Source organism: Azospirillum brasilense (assembly GCF_008365405.1).
In the GTDB taxonomy this organism is placed as follows: Bacteria; Pseudomonadota; Alphaproteobacteria; order Azospirillales; family Azospirillaceae; genus Azospirillum; species Azospirillum brasilense_D.
Genome location: NZ_QOKV01000025.1, coordinates 42,111 through 60,409, shown reverse-complemented (window position 1 = coordinate 60,409; position 18,299 = coordinate 42,111). Strand labels below are relative to the sequence as shown.

Sequence of the window (18,299 nt, the reverse complement as noted above, 5' to 3'; positions counted from 1 at the left end):
CGTATAAGCCATCAACACGTAAGGCTTCGCTTTAATCCGGGGGAGCCTGCGCTTTGGTGCGTATCACTCCCGTTCAACCGCCTCTCCCGTCATAGGCGGCGGCGGATAGAAGCACGGACGCGGTGTCCGTCGCCTGTTATCAAAATGGCGCACAAATGTCTGGCCGGCCCCGCCATGCTCGCCGCCGTTGAGCATAAGAGCGAGGGAACCATCCAATGGCTTCGACCACCACGGGCAAGACCGACGCCAAAATTGTCGTGAGTGCCTATGGGCAGTCCGCCGGAGGCATCTGGCCGCATTTCCGCCTGTTGATCGACGGCGTCGAGGTGGGCCAGGCAACCGTCAACGCCAGCAGCCCGACCGCCTACAGCTTCACGGTGCCGGTCACCGCGGCGCAGGCGCACAAGGTGCAGATCCAATACGACAACGACGCCCTTGTGAACGGCCAGGACCGCTCGCTGATCGTCAGCGGGGTCTCCATCAACGGCAAGACCCACAAGCCGACCGACGCCAACGTCACCTACGACAAGGGCGCGCTCGACGGCAAGGACGTGGTCAAGGGCCAATCCGGGATGTGGTGGAACGGCACGCTGGTGGTGGACACCCCGGCCTCCGACTTCCCCGCCGCCCCGGCGGCGCCGGTCGCCGGAACCTCGACCTTCGTGGTGAACGCGCAGGGCATCGCGGCGGGCGGCACCAACGCGCATTTCAACCTGCTGGTTGACGGCAAGAAGGTCGGCGAGGGCACGGTCGGAACGTCGGCCAAGGACTACAGCTTCACCGCCAACGTGGCGCCGGACCAGGCGCACAAGGTGCAGATCCAGTATGACAACGACGCCGTGGTGAACGGCCAGGACCGCTCGCTGATCGTCAACAAGGTCACGATCAACGGCAAGTCCGTCTCCGCCACCGACAGCATCGTCACCTATGACAAGGGTGCCTTGGACGGGAAGGACGTGGTCAAGGGCCAAGCCGGATTGTGGTGGAACGGCGCGCTGGTCGTCGACGCCGACAAGAGCTTCTTCGCGACCGGCGGGTCCACGCCGGCCCCGACCCCGAATCCCACGCCGTCTCCCGCCCCGACCGGGCCGGCCTTCTTCGTGGCGACCAACGGCAACGACAAATGGTCGGGCAAGCTGGCCGCGCCCAACGCGAACGGCACCGACGGGCCGAAGGCGACGCTGACCGCCGCCCGCGACGCCATGCGCGCCGATCCGAACATCGACGTGACCTACGTCCGCGGCGGCGACTACTACATGAAGGACATGCTCTGGCTGGACGGCCAGGACAGCGGCGTCCGCTTCGCCGCCTACGGCAGCGAGAAGCCGGTCTTCCACGGCGGCTCGCTGGTCGACAACTGGGTGTCGCGTGGCAACGGCCTGTACAGCGCGCAGCTTCCCGGCGGGTCCAAGGCAGTGCTCGACCTGTCGATGGACGGTGACCGGCAGACCGTGGCCCGCACGCCCAACGCCGACCCCAGCCACCCCATCGACGGCGGCTGGCTGATCGCCACCAAGGCCGGGGCCAACGCCTCCACCCAGTTCGGCTTCAAGGCGGGGGCGATCCCGACCTATTCGAGCACGGACGGGCTGATGGTCAGCGTCTTCAGCCAGCACGGCTACGACAACATGACCGTGCCGGTGAAGAGCATCGACTACGGCAGCAACACCATCACGCTGGCCCAGGGCACCTACGACGCGCTCGGCGCCGGCAGCCGCTTCTACCTGTTCAACGGCAAGGACCAGCTCGACGCCCCGCGGGAGTGGTTCTTCGACAAGGCGTCCAATCAAGTGCTGTTCAAGCCGGAGGGTGGGGCGGTCGCCGGGCACAAGGTGGTCGCGGCGCAGCTTCCCGTGCTGATCGGGCTGGGCGGGGCCAAGAACGTGACGATCGAGGGGCTGACCCTGACCGACGGCACGCCGGACGGCCACGCGGTCTACGCCAACAACGCCGCCGGCCTGACCTTCAAGAACAACACCGTCACCAACACCGGCTACGGCATCACGGTGGAGGGCAGCGCCAACAGCACCGTCTCCGGCAACCATTTCGCCGAGACCGGGCGGGAGGCCGTCTACGTCAAGGCGGGGTCCAACTTCACCAAGGTGTCGGACAACCTGATCCAGCACGCCAGCGCCGTCGACCACGGCGGCGACGCGCTGTGGGTGAACGGCAGCAACGACGTCACCATCACCCACAACCAGATCGAGGACACGCCGGGCAAGGCCATCGCGGTCGGCTCCGTCCAGTCCTCGGGCGACGCCACCTACCGGGCGACGATCACCCACAACAAGATCGTCGGCGCGAACCAGGAAACCAGCGACGGCGGCGGCATCTACCTGATCAACCGCCAGCAGGATCTGGCCGGGCACACCGTGGCCTACAACGAGGTGTCGGGCACCACCGCCTTCGGCAACGTGACCTGGGACGGCAAGGTCTCCCCCACCTTCCTCGACCCGACGAAGCTGGTGAGCTGGGGCATCTATCTGGACGACTGGACCAGCGGCACCACGGTGAAGGGGAACGTCGTCCACGACAACGTCGGCGGCATCTTCCTGCACGGCGGCTGGAACAACACGGTGACCGACAACATCCTGGCCGACAATCTGGGCACCCAGATCGGCCTTCAGCAGAGCGTCGGCTGGGGCGGCTGGAAGGGCACGCCGATGGCGAACAACACCATCACCCAGAACATCGTGGACGCCGGGGACGGGCGGGCGGTGGCCCTCGACGGGCCGAAGACGGCGGGGACCTTCTCCGGCAACTTCTACGCCGACCTCGACCCCAACGAGGCGCTGTTCCAGGCCTGGCCGCAGGTGATGGCGAACGGCGCCACGGGCACGCTGGCGCAGTGGCAGGCCGCCGGCTACGACAAGGGGTCCTTCACCTTCGACCCGCAATTCACCGACGCCGCGCACGACAACTTCGCGCCGGCGGCGGGCTCGGCGGTGTACCAGCACGGGTTCGACCAGCTGCCCTTCGACCAGATCGGCCTGCTGGGCTGAGCATCACCGAAGGGTGGATGGAACCGGGGGCGGGGCGGGAGCGTTATCGCGGCATGGACATCATACGCATCATCCTGGCGCTTCTGCTGCCGCCCGTCGGCGTCTTCCTCCAGGTGGGGTTTGGCGCCCAGTTCTGGATCAACGTGCTGCTGACCTTGCTCGGCTACATCCCGGGCATGATCCACGCGCTGTACGTCATCGTGAAGTACAAGGACCGTTCTCCGGCGTGAGGTCCTGACAAGATTATCGCATCCTGCTCCCTCTCCCGTCCCGGGAGAGGGAAGGGGCCCGCGCAACGCGCGGGAAGGGTGAGGGTACAGGCAAGGATCAGGGTTTGATCCTCGCTTTTACCCTCACCCGCCCGCCGCCGCGGGCACCCTCTCCCCGGAGGGGAGAGGGAATAAAGCGCCTCGTTACGCCGCGCGGACCTTCGCCAGGAAGCCGCTGACCTCCGTCCGCAGACGCGCCGCGGAGCGGCTCAACTCCTGCGCGCTGCCCAGCACGCGGCCCGCCGCGGTCCCGCCCTGCGAGGCGGCGCCGCTGACCTGCACGATGGCGCCCGACACCTCCGCGGTGCCCGCCGAGGCCTGCTGGACGTTGCGGGCGATCTCCTGGGTGGCGATGCCCTGCTGCTCCACCGCCTGGGCGATGTCGTCGGCGATCTGGCTGCTTTCCCCGATGACCTGGGCGATTTCCCGGATCGACTGCACCGTGCGCAGCGTCACGTCCTGAACCCCGGCGATCTGGGCCGTGATGTCCTCGGTCGCCTTGGCAGTCTGGTTGGCGAGGTTCTTCACCTCGCTCGCCACCACCGCGAAGCCCTTGCCGGCCTCGCCCGCGCGCGCCGCCTCGATGGTCGCGTTGAGCGCCAGCAGGTTGGTCTGCTGGGCGATCGAGTTGATGAGCTGAACCACCTCCCCGATCTTCTGCGACGTGCTGACCAGACCTTCCGCCGTCGCCTGGGTGTCCTCGGCGTTGCGGACGGCGCGGTTGGCGATGTCGGCGGACTGGCGGACCTGCTGGCCGATGCTGCTGACCGACCCGGCGAGTTCCCCGCAGGCCGTGGCCACCGATTCCACGTTGGCCGTCGCCTGGGTCGCGGCGGCGGCGACGGTGCCGGCCTGGTCGTTGGCGCGCTCCATGGTGGCGTTCAGCGTCTGGGCGGCGCCCTCCAGCTCGGCGGCGGCGTGGGACACCAATTCGACGATGGAGCCGACGCTGCGCTCGAACTGGTCGGCCAGCCCGTTCATCGCCTCGCGCTTCTCGGCCTCGGCGCGGCGTTCCGTCTCCTCCTTCTCAGACTCCATGCGGCGGGCGTGGAGCATGTTGTCCTTGAAGACCTGCACGGCGCGGATGATCTCGCCGACCTCGTCGCGGCTGGTCGCCTGCGGCACTTCGATGGACAGGTCGCCCTCGGCCAGCTTGAGCGTCGTGCCGGTCAGGCGGCGCAGCGGCCGCACCGTCAGGATCGACCACCAGGCGAGCCCGGCGCCGAGCAGGACGGTCACCGCACACAGCGAGATCATGAGGACCTGAAAGGTCTCGGACACCGTCCGGGCGTGCTTCGCCACCGCCTGGCTCTCGGCTTCCTGAAGGTCGATGAAGGCGTTGATGCGGGCCAGCCACTCGGTGAAGCCGGGGCGGGCCTGCTCGACCAGGATCTTGACGGCGCGGTCGGTGTCGCCGGCCTGGCGCGCCTCGATGACGCCGCGGGCCAGAGGGAGGGTCTTGGCCTCGGTCTGTTTGATGGAGGCGAGGATCTCGCGCTCCTTGGCGGTGACATGGGTGCCGACGGCGAACATGCGGTCCATCTGCTCGGCCGAGCGCGCGTAGTCGGCGGCCAGACGGTCGATGGTGGCGAGTTCGGCCTTCAGCGCGGCGGCGTCGGACAGGAGCGTGACGTCGCGCAGGCTGATCGCCCGGTCATGCACGCTGCCGCGGAAGTTGATGGCGTAGCGCTGCTTGACGTTGTTGACGTCGTTGATGGTCGAAAGGCTGTCGTTGATGCTGTTGACCTTGTAGATGGCGATGGCCGCCAGGGCGACCATGAGCACCAGGATGCTGGAGAAGCTCAGCATCAGCCGAAGGCCGACCTTGGCGTTTCGGAACCAATTCATTGTCCACACTCCCGCCGGTCCATATCGTCGAAGATTCGTTGGATGCCGCCGGTTGCCGAGAACCCGTCCTGCGGCGAAACCGACGATAGCACCAAAGAGTTGATACGGATTTGCCGAGAGATTGGATCAAAAGGAAAATTTTTCAGGACGCGGGAAGGGATGGCTGGGTTGAAGGATTTGTCACAGAAAATCGCCGCCCGTCCGGCTACAGTCGCGCGCGTTGGAAGCCCCCCTTACGAGACCCCGATGGCCGGACCCATGCTCAAGCTGCTGCTCGCCCTGTTGCCGCTCGGCGCGTCGCTGCTGATGCTGGCGACGGTTCAATGAGGAAACGGGTCACGAGTTGATGACCCGCCGCACCATCTCGTAAATTCCCAGACGCCGCAGCCCCCCCTGAAGGGCGGCGCGCAACGGCGCGGGGATGGACAGCAGGCGCCGCGGTTCGATCCCCGCCCGGCGCGTCTTGTCGAAGGCCGCCCGGTCGTCGTAGGCGACCCGCCGCACGCTCACCGTCCGTCGGCCGGTGTCGAACAGCATCCAGGTCGCCCGCCGCTCCTCGCTCCGCGGCTCCCCCACCGTGCCGGGGTTGAGCAGGTAGCAGGAACCGCCGCGCAGGGCGACCTCGCCGTCGGGGTCGTGCTCCCACAGCTCCCCGTTGCGGTATTCGTGGATGCCGAGCCGGTGCGTGTGCCCATAGGCGCAGACGCGGGCGCCGGAGGGGTGGGCGAGCAGGGCCTGGGCCGTGCGCCGCATCCGGTCCTCGCTGTTCAGCCGGACCAGCTCGCAGCCCCGGTCCACATGAAGCGCCCCGTGAACGGCGACGAGATGCTCGCCGACGCTGGTCTTCAGCGGCAGGGCGGACAGCCACGCGACGTCCTCCGGCGGCAGGCGCTTGCGCGTCCAGGCGATGGCCCGGATGGCGCGGACGCTGAAGCCGTCGGTGGGGATCTGGCGGGTCACCGCGCGGTCGTGGTTGCCGGCGACGCAGACCGCCCCGGCCTCGCGCAGCAGCCTGATGCAGGGCGACGGGTCGGTGTTGTAGCCCACCACGTCGCCCAGGCAGACGACGCGCTCCACCCCGGCGCCGTCCATGTCGGCGAGCGTGGCCTCCAGCGCCTCGCGGTTGGCGTGGATGTCCGACAGGATGCCGATCCTCATCGCCGCGGAACCCTCATTGCGCCGTCATCGCACCCCCGGGCGCGTCGTGAGGCGCACGCGACGGCAGAAAACGGGCGAGCTGGTTGTGCAGGAAGGGCATGGGGTCGTCGAGCGCGATGGCCTTGGCCTCGCAGCCCAGCACCCAGGGCAGCCACGCGGCCATCGACAGGCCGCTGTCCCGGGCGGCCAAGCGGTCCTTGGTGATGTGGCACCAGCGCGCCCCGGCCCGCGCCTTGCCCACCGCCGGACGCGGCAGGCCGAGCCGGTCGGCGTGGACCAGCGCCGGCAGGTTCACTCCGGCCACCGCCCCCAGATGGTGCCACAGGTTGAAGCGCGGGTTGACCTCCAGCAGATGCAGCGCGCCGTCCGGGGCGCGCTTGAAGTCGAACTTGGCGACGCCGCGCAGCCCCAGCCGTTCGCTCAGCGAGCGGCCGAGCGCCGCCACGTCCGGCGCGTCGGTGATGATCAGGGCGGTGCTGTGCCCGTAGGCGAGCGGATAGGTGCGGATCTTGGCCCCCGTGAACTCCCCGGCCACGCCGCCGCGCTCGTCGACATAGACGTGGTAGCTCTCGATCCGGGTCTCCGGCCCGGGGATCATCTCCTGGACCAGCAGGTCCAGCCCGACCGCCGCCAGCCGCGGCCACAGGGCGCGCAGTTCGTCCGCGGAATCGACCTGGATGGCCTTGGCGAAGCCGTCCGCCTCGTCCCACACCCGGCGGCGGGTCAGCGGCTTGACGATCAGGGGGAAGCGCAGGTCCACCACGTCGGGTGCGGCCTCGCGGGTCGGATAAAGGCGCCGGGTCGCCGGGACGGGCAGGTTCAGCCGCTCGGCCAGCGCCTGGAAGCGGCCCTTGTCCACCAGATCCTCGACCAGCTCGGCGTCGGCGATGGCGAAGCGGAACCCCTCGGCCAGCCGGTCGCGGTTGCGCGAGACGAGCAGGAGCTGGGTGTCGTCCTGGAAATAGAGGACCGGCTTTTCCGGCTGGTCCTTGGCGAAGGCCAACATCACCTCGACCAGCCCGTCCGGGTTGTGCGCCGGGTCGTCCCACAGGATGGCGTCCCTGGTGAAGCGGGAGTGCAGGGCGGCGGAGCCGGGATGGGTGACCACGGCGCAGCGCAGCCCGGCCAGCCCGAGCGGGCGCACCATGTCCATGTCGCCCATCACGCAGGCCAAGGCGGAATTGGCGGCGGCGGTTTTGGCGACGGCGGGGGTGTTCTTCATTCTCGGCATCCTCCAACCGCCCCGTCGGCGGCCCTGCGGTTGCGTCTTCAGCGGTTCATCAGGGGAAGCGGGCTGCGGATCAGCCGCCTCATCCGGTCGGCCAAACCCGCCTTGACGCGACGCAGGCGGGTGTCGAGCTGGCGGCTCAGCCGGTCGGGGCCGAGCGCGATCCAGTTCATCGGCTGTTCGGTGTTGGACAGCAGCGGCTTGTGCCCCGCCGGGGTGGACATGAAGTCGTAGCAGTCCTCGCCGCGGGTCAGCGTGTCCTCGATGGCCAGGACGTGGGCGACCAGACCGGGCTTCAGCCGGTTGTCGGCCTCGTAGGCGAAACCGCCCTGGTAGTTCATCACCCGCCCGCGATGGACGAAGTTGTAGAGATAGCCGATGACCGTGTCCCCGGCGCTGACCCGGCACAGCCGGACCGTCCCCGCCGGCACGCCGCCGGCGATCAGCCGCTCATGGAAGGGGCGGAAGGCCGGGTTGGAGAAGGCGCCGGACTGGCCGCGGGCGTTCCAGCTCGCCTGATGCAGGATCTCCATGGCGTGGAAGTCCTCCAGCGCCTCGTCCGCCGTCGCGGCGACGCGGTAGGTCAGAGGGCCGCGCTCGGCATAGAGCCGCATGGCCCGGCGCACCGCGGCGCGGGTGTTCTTGCCGAGGCTGGCGAGGTAGCCCGCGCCCTGCCGGCGCACGCCCTCCAGGTCGACCCATTGGCAGCTGTCGGCGACCCGGACCTGCAGCGCATGGCCCTGTCGGGCCGCGGCGAGCCGCACGGCCGCTTCCGCCTGCGGCTCCAGCCCGCCCAGCACCAGCTCGTCCCAGTTGGTCAGGCGGCGCCCCAGCCAGTCGAAGCAGGCGGCCAGCACCGCGTCGGCGCAATTCCGGTCCGCGAGGATGCCGTTGTACTCCACGAACAGCCGGTCGAAGGTCCGCTCCCCGGTCTCGTGCAGCAGCCAGCAGCGCGTGCGCAGCAGGCCGAAGCGCCACTGCGTCCGCGGGCAGAGGAGCGCCAGCCCGACCACCTGCCCGCCGCGCCGCGCCACCAGGGCATGGGGCCGCGTGCCTCGGGGCAGGGAGGCCAGCCAGTTGCCGATCCACTGCCAGCTCAGGAAAAAGGATCCGTCGGCGCGCCGCTCCAGATCAATCCAAGTCTTCTCAAATTTTCTGGGATATTCAAGAGGCTGCAAGGTGATGTCAATGGTGTTGCCGTCGTCCTCAACAAGAGTCCTCATGTCCATGGGCTTGGTCTTCCCGGGGAATGTTGACGAAGGGGCGGCTTCGAATGTCTACGTGCAGAAAATAGGATTGGATCGACATTTCGAAAACTTTGATATCATCCGATCTATCCTGTGCTCCGGCGTCTGCATCATGTACGGACGACTGTAACGAAAAACGCGGTGGCGGAAGGTGGGGTGCTGCGTCCCGGTGGGGGAACCCGTCCGGGTCATCCGGGGTATCGGGCGGTGATGCGGCTGCGAGATGGGGATGTCCGTCTGCCCCTGGAAGCCCTTCCGCCCGATGCCATGGGCTGAGGGTCGGCCGTTTGTTCCGGCCATTCGTTCTGGCCATTCGTCCAGGTCTTGCGGATGTCGGTTGTCCTTTTGGGCTTTCCTCTCCATCTCTTGATTCCATGGGTTAGGCATCGGAAAGGACCGGCCCCGTGACCACGCCCGAAGAAGCCCTGCCGTCGCGGCTGGAACGCGCCTGCGCCGAGCGGGGGTTGAAGATGACCGGCCAGCGCCGGATCATCGCCCGCGTCCTGTCGGAAGCCGCCGATCACCCTGATGTGGAGGAGGTCTACCGTCGCGCGGCGGCGATCGACGCCGGGATCAGCTTGGCGACCGTCTATCGCTCGATGCGGCTGTTCGAGGAGATCGGGATCATCCAGCGCCACGATTTCGGCGATGGGCGGGCCCGCTACGAGGAGGCGCGCGGCGACCATCACCATCACCTGATCGACATCGAGACCGGCGAGGTGGTGGAATTCCAGGACCCGGAGTTGGAGGCTGCCGTCACCCGCATCGCCCGCCATCTCGGCTTCGACATGATCGGGCAGCGGCTGGAGATCTTCGGGCGCCGCATCCAACGCAAAGGCCCGGAGACGGCCTGATGGCGGCGGAGCGGAGAACCGGGCCGGACCACGATCCGGCGGAGCGTTTCGCCGCCTGCGAGGCGGCGGTCTGCGGCTGTCGCCCGGTGGTGGAGCGGGCCTACCGCGAACTGGTCGATTGCGGGCGCCCCGACCGGCATGCGCTGGAGGCCGCCACGGTGGTTCTGCGCTGGCACCATCCGGAACTGGACGTGCCGCAGGCGCTTCAGATCGTCGAACGCTGGGTGATCGCTGGGGACCGGCTGCATTGATGCAGCATTGAACTTGCCTTGGCGAGCGGAGCGGTTCTAAAGGTCTGTTCCTTCCGCGATCCGCAGGGCCATTCATGGACGCCGAAAACCGCCTGACCGAGTTGGAAACCCGTCTCGCCCATCACGAGCGCATGGCCGAGGAGATGTCCGCCGTGCTGTTCGAGCAGGGGCGGACCATCGACCTCATGACGGTGCAGATGCGCCGTCTGCGCGATCGGGTGGCGGAGCTGGAGTCCGGAATGCCTCGCGCGCCGCAGGACGAGCCGCCCCCTCCCCACTACTGATCATCCCGTGTGGACCGTCAGCGCATCTTCCAGCCGCCGCGCGGGCCGCACCAGCTGAGTTGCGGGCCGGCGGGCGGCTGGCGCGAGCAGTCGGCCTGGGCGCAGTTGCAGGCGGGAAACCGGCAGCGGTCGCCGTTCACGTCGGTGGCCTGCACGGCCAGTTCGTAGCGCGTGCCCCGCATCAGCTGCGCGCCGGCCGCGCTGTTGCGCTCGTAATGCTCGACGACGGCGAGCAGACGCAGCATGCGGGCCCGCTGTCCCTTGGTGTCGAGGCTCATCTTCCAAATCTCCCGCCATGGCCGTCCGAATCGTGCTCCGATGGACATGAAACGGCAGAAACGGGCCAAGGCTCCAGCGTGCAACGGCCTTACCCACCGCTGGCCGGAGGCCCGCCGGACGCGGTTCCCCGCTTGGCGGGGGCTTGGCCGCGGGGCCTAGGACGCCGAGGTCTTCGTCGCCTCGGTGGCTATGCCCTGGCTCTCGGCGGGGGAGGGCGGCAGGTCGGGAGTCCAGCGGATGCCGCGGTTGCGGCCCGCGCGCTTGGCCTGATAGAGCGCTTGGTCGGCACGGCGCAGGGTTTCCGCCACGTCGGGCGAGTCCTCCGGCCACAGGGCGATGCCAAGGGAGCAGCCGACCCGCACCGCCTCGCCCTTGATGCTGACGGGTTCGTTCACCGCCTCGATGATGCGGCGGGCCAGCCCGTCCAGGTCCGGAGGTTCGGCGCCGGCGCGCTGGGGCAGCACCGCCGCGAACTCGTCGCCGCCCAACCGGGCCACCACGTCGTCGCCACGGAAGCAGGCGGCCAGGCGTTCCCCCACCTGACTCAGCACGAGGTCGCCCGCATCGTGGCCCAGGCGGTCGTTCACCGGCTTGAAGCCGTCCAGATCGATGTAGAGGAAGGCGGAGGAACCGTTGCCGGCGGTCGTCGCTTCCACATACTGCTCGAAATAGCGGCGATTCGGCAGGCCGGTCAGCCGATCCTGATAGGCGATGTCCTCCAGCCGGACCAGGGCGGCGTCGCGGTGGGTCAGCCCGTCCACCAGATCGCGCAGCGTCGCCGACAGCGAGGTGATCTCGGCGCTGCCGGCCAGCACGGGCATCTCCGCTCCCCGTTCTCCGCTGCGGATGCGCTCCGCCGCCTGGGCGATGCGGCGCAGCGGCCGTGTGACCCGCCCGGCGGCCATCCAGCCGAGCGCGCTGAACAGCAGCACCATGGCCCCGCCGGCCAGCACCGTCTCGACCATCTGGGCGGTGGCCGGGGCGTAGGCGACCGCCAGCGGCTGGCGGGCCACCACGCTCCAGCCCAGACCGGGATAGTTCAGATATCCGTTGCCGTAGGCGTAGCCGGTCAAATAGCGCTGCCCGTCCGGCCAGCGTTCGACGATCCAGCCGCTCTCGTTCTTCTGCGCGCTCCGCACCGCCTCGATGTCGAGGGGAGTGCCGAGCAGCTCGCGGGGGCCGAGCAGCACCGTGCGGTCCGCCGCGACCACGATCAGTTCCAGCTCCGCGCGACCCCGCATGGTGTCCATCAGGGAGCGGCGGATCTCCCGCGTCCATTCCCAACTCAGATGCGTGGCCAGCACGCCGACGACCTCGCCCCGCTCGTTGTGCACGGGGGTGGAGATGTCCACGAACTTCATGGCCTCGCCCGTCGGGTTCGGCAGCAGGAAGGCCAGCATCACCGCATCGTGCACGTCACCGACGAACTGCGTTTTCTGTCCATTCTGGAAGACCGGGCGCTTGGAAATGTCGACGCCATCCAGCAAGCCGCCGGTGGCGGCCAGCACCTTGCCCTTGGTGTCGGTCACGCCCATCCAGGAAACGGTCGGGAAGAAGCCCTGGAACTGCTCCAGCAGCCAGCGCAACCGGACCGGATCGTCGATGGCCGGCGTGATGCCGAGCTTGGCCAGCATGCCGATTTCGCTGGCCCGCGACCACATGGAGCGGTCCAGCCGGTCGGCCATGTTGTGCGCGGCCTCCGCGAGCGAGTGCCCGATCTCGCTCTCGATCCGCTCGCGGGAGCGCAGGCCGGTCAGTCCCGCCAGCACGATGGAGACGCCAAGGACCAGAACGGCGCCGGTCAAAGCCACCGTCGTCCGCAGACCGCGTTCCCTCGCCATGACGCCCGCCCATTCCCTGCAACACCCCGCCGCCGTTCCGTCAGGAAGACCGCATACGAAGGTTCTATCAAGTTCGGCCAGGTATCAAAAGTGACATCAGGGGATGGCCACGCATACCCGTGTATGATTTTGTTGGAAAGGCCGGTCAGCGGGCCGGCCGGTTCCCAACGGCGGTGCGGCGGCAGTCGGACAGGATGTTGCCGACGGTGACACGCTCCCGCTCGTCCATGGTCAGCTCCCAGCGCGCCTTCACGGCGATCCAGCCCGCCACATAGGCGCAGATGTACTCCTCGCGCGGCGGCAGCCAGTCCTCCGGCCCCTTTGACCCCTTGGCGCGGTTGGCCGCCGCCGAGACGGTGACGAGGGTCAGCGGGTCGCTCAGGTCGTTGGCGTAGGCGGCGCGCTTCTCGCGCGGCCAGTCGTAGCCGCCGCTGGCGTAGGCTTCCTCCAGTGGCACGCGGTGGTCGATGTCCACCTGCTTCGGCTCGGTGAAAGTCTCGCCGGTGTAGGGGTCGTTCCACACGCCGGACTGCACGGAGCAGCCGTTGGCGGACAGCTTCGCCGGCTTCGCGGAATCACGGATCAGCACCTGTTCGCGCGTGTTCAGGCACTTGGCGTCGAGGGTCAGCCAGTGCGGCCACTCGTCCCGCACATAGCCGCGGCGGCGCTCCTCCTCCACCCGGATGCGGTCGAGCTGGGCGGCGACCGCGGCGTAGTCGATGCTGGCGTCCGGAACGGGGCGGGGGATGGGCCGTTGGCGCTGGGTCTTCTCCTCCCCGAAGATGGAATCCAGCGTGCCGGGCGGGACGAGGTGGAAGCGCTCCGCCGCATAGACCGCGGCCAGCACCAGCAGAACGGCGATCAGCCCGCCCAGCGTCAGAGGACGGCCTTTTCGCGGTGCACTGCCTCTCCGTCGCGCCATGCCCTTCGTCCCTCAACCCTGTTCTTCGCCATACCTGGATATGGTTCCTGGGCTGTTCTATGGCGCTTTGGGGACGTGGCGCAACGGTGCGAGAGGAGTGGTCGTGCCGGGCAGCCCCGTCACGCCCACACCGGCTCCGGAAGGCTCTCCATCAGCAGGCCGGTGACCATCTCCACCCCGGCACCCCGCGCCGCGCTTCCGGTCAGCAGCGCCAGTTCCGTCTCCGGCAGCGCCGGCAGGCCGTCCGCCACGCCGAGGAAGCGGGCGCCGGCAGGCAGGGCGCTGTGGGGAAGCACGCTGACGCCCAGCCCGCCGGACACCGCGGCGCGCACCCCGGCGTGGTTGGGGCTGGAATAGGCCACCCGCCAACGCCGCCCGGCGCGCTCCAGCTCATGCACCGCGCGGTTGCGGTAGACGCAGCCCTGGGGGAACAGCACCAGCGGCAGCGGGTCCTCGCGGTGCAGATCCTCCGCCGCCGGGCCGACCCAGCAGAGCGGTTCCCGCCACGCGCGCAGCGCGCCGGGACGGCCGGGTTCCTGCTTGACCAGCGCGATGTCGAGGTCGCCGCACTCGACGTCGGCGCGCAGCCGCACCGACAGGTCACAGCGCACGTCCAGCCGCAGCCGCCGGTTCGCCCGCGCGAAGTCGGCGAGCAGGCGGGGCAGCCGCTCCACCGCGTAATCCTCCGGCACGCCCAGCCGCACCACCTCCGCCGCCGAGTGCCCGGACAGCACGGCGTTCGCCTCGTCGTTCAGCGCCAGCAGGCGGCGGGCGTAGCCGAGCAGCCGCTCGCCGTCGTCGGTCAGCGCGACGGCGCGGCTGTTGCGGTCGAGGAGCGGCTGCCCGATCTGCTCCTCCAGCCGGCGGATCTGCTGGCTGACCGTCGATTGCGTCTTGTGCACCCGCTCGCCAGCCCGCGTGAAGCCGCCGGCGTCCACCACGGAGACGAAGGTGCGCAGCAGGCCCAGATCCATCTCGCGCATCGGACCAACCATTCAAATTTCGAATGCAATGGATGATATCATCCAATTTCCAAATGGAAAGGCTCCGCGCCATCTTCTCTCCAATGCCCCGCATTCCGCATGGAGAGGACCGGCCATGACACACGCCGCCACGCACCCCTTGCCCCTGACCGACCCGCGGGCGGCACCGCTCGCCCTGGTCGTGCCCTTCTGCCTCGCCTGGAGTTCGGCCTTCGCCGCCGGCAAGATCGGGCTGGCCGACTGCCCGCCGCTGCTGCTGCTGGCCTTCCGTTTCCTGATCGCCGGGGCGCTGCTGGCCGCCGTCGCGGCGTGGCGGGGCGAGTATCGGGGAATGGCCGGACGGACCCTCGGCTTGCTGGCGCTGCTCGGCCTGCTCAACCACGCGCTCTATCTGGGCTTGAGCTACAGCGGCATGACCTACGTGTCCTCCGGCCTGACGGCGCTGATCGTCAGCGCCAACCCGGTGCTGACCGCGGCGCTGGCCGCCCTGCTGCTGGGCGAGGCGATGAACCGGCGCAAGGCGCTGGGGCTGGCGCTGGGGGTGGCCGGGGTGGCGTTGGTGGTGCGCGGGCGGCTGGGCAGCGGGATGGACGCGCCGCTGGGCATGGCGCTGGCGGTCGGCGCGCTGGTGGCGCTGTCGGCAGGAACGCTGCTGTTCAAGCGGCTGGCGCCGCGGGCGGGTTTGCTCGCCGGCACCGGCGTGCAGGTGCTGGCGGCGGGGCTGGCGCTGCTGCCCATCGGGCTGCTGCTGGAGGACGCCGGGTCGATCCGGCTGACCGCCAGCTTCGCCGGGTCGTTGGTCTATCAGGCGCTGGTGGTGTCGATCGGCGGCTACCTGCTGTGGTTCCGCCTGCTGCAGCGGACGAGCGCCACCGAGGCCAGCGCCTATCACTTCCTGATGCCACCCCTGGGCATGCTGTTCGGCTGGGCGCTGCTGGGCGAGACGGTGCAGCCCTGGGATCTGCTGGGCATCCTGCCGGTGGCGCTGGGCATTTGGCTGGTGACGCGGGGGTGAGCGGAAGGCTTGAGGGCAGCCTCGGCCTACCGGCAAAAGGGATACGCCTTTCGCGGGGGATCAGGTTGCGCCCTGCGATTGTTACGTTTTCATGACGCCCCACTCTCCATCGTCCTGTTGTTGAGGCCCACACGCCGGGAGGCCCGCCATCACGACCGCTGCCGGCTCAATTGCCGCCGTCTCGCCCACCCTGGTCCTGATCGACATCCTCGGCGCCGTGGCGCTGCTGCTGTGGGCGCTGCGGCTGGTGCGGACGGGCGTCTTCCGGTGGGGCGGGGCGGCGGTTCGCCGCTGGGTCGGCTATGGCACGCGCAACCGGCTGGCCGCCTTCCTGGCCGGCGTCGCCGCGACCATCGCGGTGCAGAGCAGCACGGCAACGGCCCTGATGACCGCCTCGATGGCCGGGCAAGGGTTCATGACCACGTCCATGGCGCTGGCGGTGATGCTGGGCGCCGACGTCGGGACGAGCCTCGTCGCTCGGCTGCTCGCCATCGACCTGCACTGGCTGTCGCCCAGCCTGCTGCTGATGGGCGGGGCGCTGCACGCGCTGGGCGGCGAGCATCGCGGGCGGCGGGCGCTGGCCCGCATCCTGGTCGGCATCGGGCTGATGCTGCTGGCCCTGAAGCTGCTCGGTGCCGCCACCCTGCCGATCCGGGAATCGGCGCTGGTCCAGGCGATGCTGGAGGCGTTGGGCGGCGAGCCGCTGTTCGCCCTGATCGTCGCGGCGGCGCTGACCGCGGCGGTGCATTCCAGCCTCGCCACGGTGATGCTGGCGGGGTCCCTGGCCGGGGCGGGGGTGATCGGGACCGAGACGGCGGTGGCGCTGGTCCTGGGCGCCAATCTGGGCGGCGCCGTCCCGGCGGTGCTGGCAACGTCGGCGGACGGGGCGGTGGCGCGGCGGGTGCCGCTGGGCAATCTTCTGGTCCGGGTGTGCGGGGCGCTTCTGGCCCTGCCGCTGGTGCCGATGGCGTCGTCGTTCCTGGCCGGGATGGCCCCGCTGACGGCGGTGGTCAGCGCGCATGTCGCCTTCAACGCGGCGCTGGCCCTGCTCTTCCTGCCGCTGGTGACGCCGCTCGCCCGGCTGACCGAACGCCTCCTGCCCGAGCCGGAGGACGCGGGCGAGGACGCGGCGACGCCCCGGCATCTCGATGAATCGGCGTTGGAAACGCCCACCGTCGCCATCGCCGGTGCGGTGCGCGAGACCCTGCGGTTGGGCGATCTGGTGGAGGACATGCTGCGCCGCAGCCTGACCGCCCTGCGTCAGAACGACGAGCGTCCGATCGCCGAGGTCAGCCGCGCGGACGACCGGGTGGACCGGCTGCACACCGCCCTCAAGCTCTACCTCGCCAAGCTCGGACGCCGTCACCTCGACGCCGAGGAGACCCGGCGGGTCGACGACCTGATGGCCTTCGCCATCAACCTGGAGCACATCGGCGACATCATCGACAAGAGCCTGATGGAACTCGCCGCCAAGCGGATCCGCCACCACCTGCATTTCGCGCCGGAGGATTTCCGGGAGGTGGAGGAGCTGCACCGCCGCACGGTGGAGAACCTGCGCACGGCGCTGGGCATCCTGATCGGCGAGGACCGGCGGCTGGCCCGGCAGCTCATCGCCGGCAAGGACGCGGTGCGGGCGCTGGAGCGCACCGCCACCGCCCGCCATCTCGACCGCGTTCGTCGCGGCGACGCCGCCAGCATCGAAACCAGCGCCCTGGTGCTCGACATCCTGCGCGACCTGAAACGCATCAACGCCCATGTCGCCGCGGTCGCCCTGCCGATCCTCGATCAGGTGGGGGAACTCCGCGAAAGCCGCCTGAAGGTCGTCGGGCTGCCCCGGCTGGAAAGCCGGGACGTCTAAGGAGAGGGCCGCGGGTTTACCGCGGCATCTCCCCGGTCAGGGTCGCGCTCAGCCCTTGCAGCAGGCCGAACCGGCAGCCCTCGCCGAAGGTGGCGCGCAGCCGGGCCGGGTCGCCGATCGACACGCGGATGTCGCCCGCCCGTGCCGGCTGATGCAGGCGGCGCACCCGGCTGGCGCACAGCTCCTGCAACACCTCAAGCAGCATCAGGAGCGAGGTCGGGCGGCCGGTGCACAGGTTGAAGACCTCCGCCCCCCGGGATTGGCGCTCCATCGCCTTGATCTCCATCGCTTTTACGAGGAAGCGCACGACGTCGCCGACGAAGACGAAGTCGCGCACCTGCTCGCCGTCCCCGAAGATCGTCACGTCCTCGCCCTGCGCCACACGGCGGGCGAAGATCGAGATCACCCCGGAATAGGGGGAGGACGGGTCCTGCCGCGGCCCGTAGACGTTGAAGAAGCGAAAGCCCGTCGTCGGCACCCCATGAATGGCCCAAGCGACGTTGGCGTGCAGTTCGCAGCCCAGCTTGTCCACGCCATAGGCGGACAGCGGGCGCGTCGTTGCGTCCTCGCGCAGCGGGGTGGCCGTGTTGTCGCCGTAGACCGCGGCGGAGGAGGCGTAGACCACCGGCACCGGGTTGCCGTTGCGGGCGCCGCGCGCCGCCTCGAAGACGGTGACGGTGCCCGACAGGTTGGTGCGGTGGGTTTCCGCCCACAATTCGCGCGAGCGCTGGACGGAGGCGACGGCGGCCAGATGGAACACGCCGTCCACCCCCTGCATCGCCTGATGAACCGCGTCCGGATCGGCGACGTCGCCGACCACCAGCTTCGCCAGAAGCGGCTTGTTCTCCAGCCGGCCGGTGCTCATGTCGTCCAGGATGGTGACCCGGTGCCCGTCGCCGATCAGCCGGTCGGCCAGATGCGATCCGATGAATCCGCAGCCGCCGGTCACGAGAAAATGGGCCATCCGCCGTCCTTTCCACCATCGCAATGCATGGTCTCATAGTGGCGAGGGGGGACGGAGCGAACCAGCCCATCTTAGGGGTAGTGGAGGGTGCAAGGGGTGCGCCGTTCCTGGCCGTTCGGGGTGGCGCCTCCCGAATCGGCGCCGATTCAAGGGCCTTTCCCGGCACCCCTGCGGCGGGCAGGCGGGACCGAAGGTTCAACAGCCTTATCCACCATCTTATGCACCATTTTGTGGATAACTTCGGTCAAGGGGACCGATGGCCGCCGGAGAGCGGTGGAGGTGTTGCCGTGTGTCCG

17 protein-coding genes are annotated in these 18,299 nt (G+C 69.3%); 8 read left to right on the top strand and 9 right to left on the bottom strand.

Annotated elements, in window-relative coordinates; all coding sequences use genetic code 11:
* Positions 1 to 215 precede the first annotated feature (215 nt).
* Both DS837_RS27125 and DS837_RS27120 read left to right on the top strand, forming a co-directional pair.
* Positions 216 to 3,002: a carbohydrate-binding domain-containing protein gene (locus DS837_RS27125; RefSeq protein WP_149167577.1), complete on the top strand. Its 2,787-nt coding sequence runs from the start codon at positions 216 to 218 to the stop codon at positions 3,000 to 3,002.
* A gap of 53 nt (positions 3,003 to 3,055) precedes the next feature.
* Positions 3,056 to 3,232 (top strand): YqaE/Pmp3 family membrane protein, encoded by a 177-nt coding sequence (locus tag DS837_RS27120; RefSeq protein WP_040134614.1) that lies wholly within the window; start codon positions 3,056 to 3,058, stop codon positions 3,230 to 3,232.
* A 183-nt stretch (positions 3,233 to 3,415) separates the two neighbouring features.
* On the opposite strand, the gene DS837_RS27115 is transcribed toward DS837_RS27120, so the two are convergent.
* Positions 3,416 to 5,119 carry a methyl-accepting chemotaxis protein gene (locus tag DS837_RS27115; RefSeq protein WP_149167576.1) on the bottom strand — a complete coding sequence of 568 codons (1,704 nt, stop codon included), beginning with the start codon at positions 5,117 to 5,119 and terminating at the stop codon, positions 3,416 to 3,418.
* Between the two features lie 42 nt (positions 5,120 to 5,161).
* Here DS837_RS27115 and DS837_RS27110 point away from each other — a divergent pair, with 42 nt between their 5' ends.
* Positions 5,162 to 5,446, top strand: a complete 285-nt coding sequence (locus tag DS837_RS27110) for a hypothetical protein (protein ID WP_149167575.1) — start codon at positions 5,162 to 5,164, stop codon at positions 5,444 to 5,446.
* A gap of 9 nt (positions 5,447 to 5,455) precedes the next feature.
* On the opposite strand, the gene DS837_RS27105 is transcribed toward DS837_RS27110, so the two are convergent.
* Genes DS837_RS27105 through DS837_RS27095 form a run of 3 tightly spaced genes read right to left on the bottom strand, consistent with a single transcriptional unit; the run spans position 5,456 to position 8,734 of the window.
* Positions 5,456 to 6,277, bottom strand: a complete 822-nt coding sequence (locus DS837_RS27105; protein ID WP_149167574.1) for a metallophosphoesterase family protein — start codon at positions 6,275 to 6,277, stop codon at positions 5,456 to 5,458.
* A 13-nt stretch (positions 6,278 to 6,290) separates the two neighbouring features.
* Complete coding sequence (locus DS837_RS27100; RefSeq protein ID WP_149167573.1) at positions 6,291 to 7,499, bottom strand: carboxylate--amine ligase; 1,209 nt, start codon at positions 7,497 to 7,499, stop codon at positions 6,291 to 6,293.
* Positions 7,500 to 7,546: 47 nt separating this feature from the next.
* Positions 7,547 to 8,734, bottom strand: coding sequence for a GNAT family N-acetyltransferase (locus tag DS837_RS27095; protein WP_149167572.1), 1,188 nt, complete (start codon positions 8,732 to 8,734; stop codon positions 7,547 to 7,549).
* 443 nt (positions 8,735 to 9,177) lie between these two features.
* Between DS837_RS27095 and DS837_RS27090 the strand changes: the two genes are divergently transcribed.
* The 3 genes from DS837_RS27090 to DS837_RS27080 all read left to right on the top strand — a co-directional run bounded on the left by DS837_RS27090 (position 9,178) and on the right by DS837_RS27080 (position 10,141).
* Positions 9,178 to 9,606, top strand: a complete 429-nt coding sequence (locus DS837_RS27090; protein WP_035677391.1) for a Fur family transcriptional regulator — start codon at positions 9,178 to 9,180, stop codon at positions 9,604 to 9,606.
* Positions 9,606 to 9,857: a hypothetical protein gene (locus tag DS837_RS27085; protein ID WP_149167571.1), complete on the top strand. Its 252-nt coding sequence runs from the start codon at positions 9,606 to 9,608 to the stop codon at positions 9,855 to 9,857. The genes DS837_RS27090 and DS837_RS27085 overlap by 1 nt, the downstream gene beginning before the upstream one ends.
* A gap of 74 nt (positions 9,858 to 9,931) precedes the next feature.
* A complete protein-coding gene (locus tag DS837_RS27080) occupies positions 9,932 to 10,141 on the top strand; it encodes a SlyX family protein (protein WP_149167570.1) in 210 nt (69 codons plus the stop codon).
* A 17-nt stretch (positions 10,142 to 10,158) separates the two neighbouring features.
* Here the strand turns inward: DS837_RS27080 and DS837_RS27075 are convergent, their stop codons facing one another.
* The 4 genes from DS837_RS27075 to DS837_RS27060 form a co-directional block, all read right to left on the bottom strand.
* On the bottom strand, positions 10,159 to 10,419 hold the full coding sequence (locus DS837_RS27075; RefSeq protein ID WP_149167569.1) for a hypothetical protein: 261 nt from the start codon (positions 10,417 to 10,419) through the stop codon (positions 10,159 to 10,161).
* A 156-nt stretch (positions 10,420 to 10,575) separates the two neighbouring features.
* The gene (locus DS837_RS27070; protein ID WP_149167568.1) at positions 10,576 to 12,261 is read right to left on the bottom strand and encodes a GGDEF domain-containing protein; all 1,686 of its coding nucleotides are present in this window, start codon (positions 12,259 to 12,261) and stop codon (positions 10,576 to 10,578) included.
* Positions 12,262 to 12,406: 145 nt separating this feature from the next.
* The gene (locus DS837_RS27065) at positions 12,407 to 13,183 is read right to left on the bottom strand and encodes an HNH endonuclease family protein (protein WP_149167567.1); all 777 of its coding nucleotides are present in this window, start codon (positions 13,181 to 13,183) and stop codon (positions 12,407 to 12,409) included.
* A gap of 119 nt (positions 13,184 to 13,302) precedes the next feature.
* Entirely contained in the window at positions 13,303 to 14,166 is an 864-nt protein-coding gene (locus tag DS837_RS27060) for a LysR substrate-binding domain-containing protein (protein ID WP_247890157.1), read from the bottom strand.
* Between the two features lie 115 nt (positions 14,167 to 14,281).
* Here DS837_RS27060 and DS837_RS27055 point away from each other — a divergent pair, with 115 nt between their 5' ends.
* Positions 14,282 to 15,181, top strand: coding sequence for a DMT family transporter (locus DS837_RS27055; RefSeq protein ID WP_149167565.1), 900 nt, complete (start codon positions 14,282 to 14,284; stop codon positions 15,179 to 15,181).
* A gap of 217 nt (positions 15,182 to 15,398) precedes the next feature.
* Positions 15,399 to 17,039: a Na/Pi cotransporter family protein gene (locus DS837_RS27050; RefSeq protein ID WP_247890156.1), complete on the top strand. Its 1,641-nt coding sequence runs from the start codon at positions 15,399 to 15,401 to the stop codon at positions 17,037 to 17,039.
* 16 nt (positions 17,040 to 17,055) lie between these two features.
* Here DS837_RS27050 and DS837_RS27045 read toward each other — a convergent pair whose 3' ends face one another.
* A complete protein-coding gene (locus DS837_RS27045; RefSeq protein WP_149167563.1) occupies positions 17,056 to 18,003 on the bottom strand; it encodes an NAD-dependent epimerase/dehydratase family protein in 948 nt (315 codons plus the stop codon).
* Positions 18,004 to 18,299 lie beyond the last annotated feature (296 nt).

Coding starts and splice junctions, on each gene's coding strand:
- DS837_RS27125 (WP_149167577.1), top strand. CDS start 216: ATGGCTTCGACCACCACGGGCAAGACCGACGCCAAAATTGTCGTGAGT.
- DS837_RS27120 (WP_040134614.1), top strand. CDS start 3,056: ATGGACATCATACGCATCATCCTGGCGCTTCTGCTGCCGCCCGTCGGC.
- DS837_RS27115 (WP_149167576.1), bottom strand. CDS start 5,119: ATGAATTGGTTCCGAAACGCCAAGGTCGGCCTTCGGCTGATGCTGAGC.
- DS837_RS27110 (WP_149167575.1), top strand. CDS start 5,162: ATGCCGCCGGTTGCCGAGAACCCGTCCTGCGGCGAAACCGACGATAGC.
- DS837_RS27105 (WP_149167574.1), bottom strand. CDS start 6,277: ATGAGGATCGGCATCCTGTCGGACATCCACGCCAACCGCGAGGCGCTG.
- DS837_RS27100 (WP_149167573.1), bottom strand. CDS start 7,499: ATGAAGAACACCCCCGCCGTCGCCAAAACCGCCGCCGCCAATTCCGCC.
- DS837_RS27095 (WP_149167572.1), bottom strand. CDS start 8,734: ATGGACATGAGGACTCTTGTTGAGGACGACGGCAACACCATTGACATC.
- DS837_RS27085 (WP_149167571.1), top strand. CDS start 9,606: ATGGCGGCGGAGCGGAGAACCGGGCCGGACCACGATCCGGCGGAGCGT.
- DS837_RS27080 (WP_149167570.1), top strand. CDS start 9,932: ATGGACGCCGAAAACCGCCTGACCGAGTTGGAAACCCGTCTCGCCCAT.
- DS837_RS27075 (WP_149167569.1), bottom strand. CDS start 10,419: ATGAGCCTCGACACCAAGGGACAGCGGGCCCGCATGCTGCGTCTGCTC.
- DS837_RS27070 (WP_149167568.1), bottom strand. CDS start 12,261: ATGGCGAGGGAACGCGGTCTGCGGACGACGGTGGCTTTGACCGGCGCC.
- DS837_RS27065 (WP_149167567.1), bottom strand. CDS start 13,183: ATGGCGCGACGGAGAGGCAGTGCACCGCGAAAAGGCCGTCCTCTGACG.
- DS837_RS27060 (WP_247890157.1), bottom strand. CDS start 14,166: ATGCGCGAGATGGATCTGGGCCTGCTGCGCACCTTCGTCTCCGTGGTG.
- DS837_RS27055 (WP_149167565.1), top strand. CDS start 14,282: ATGACACACGCCGCCACGCACCCCTTGCCCCTGACCGACCCGCGGGCG.
- DS837_RS27045 (WP_149167563.1), bottom strand. CDS start 18,003: ATGGCCCATTTTCTCGTGACCGGCGGCTGCGGATTCATCGGATCGCAT.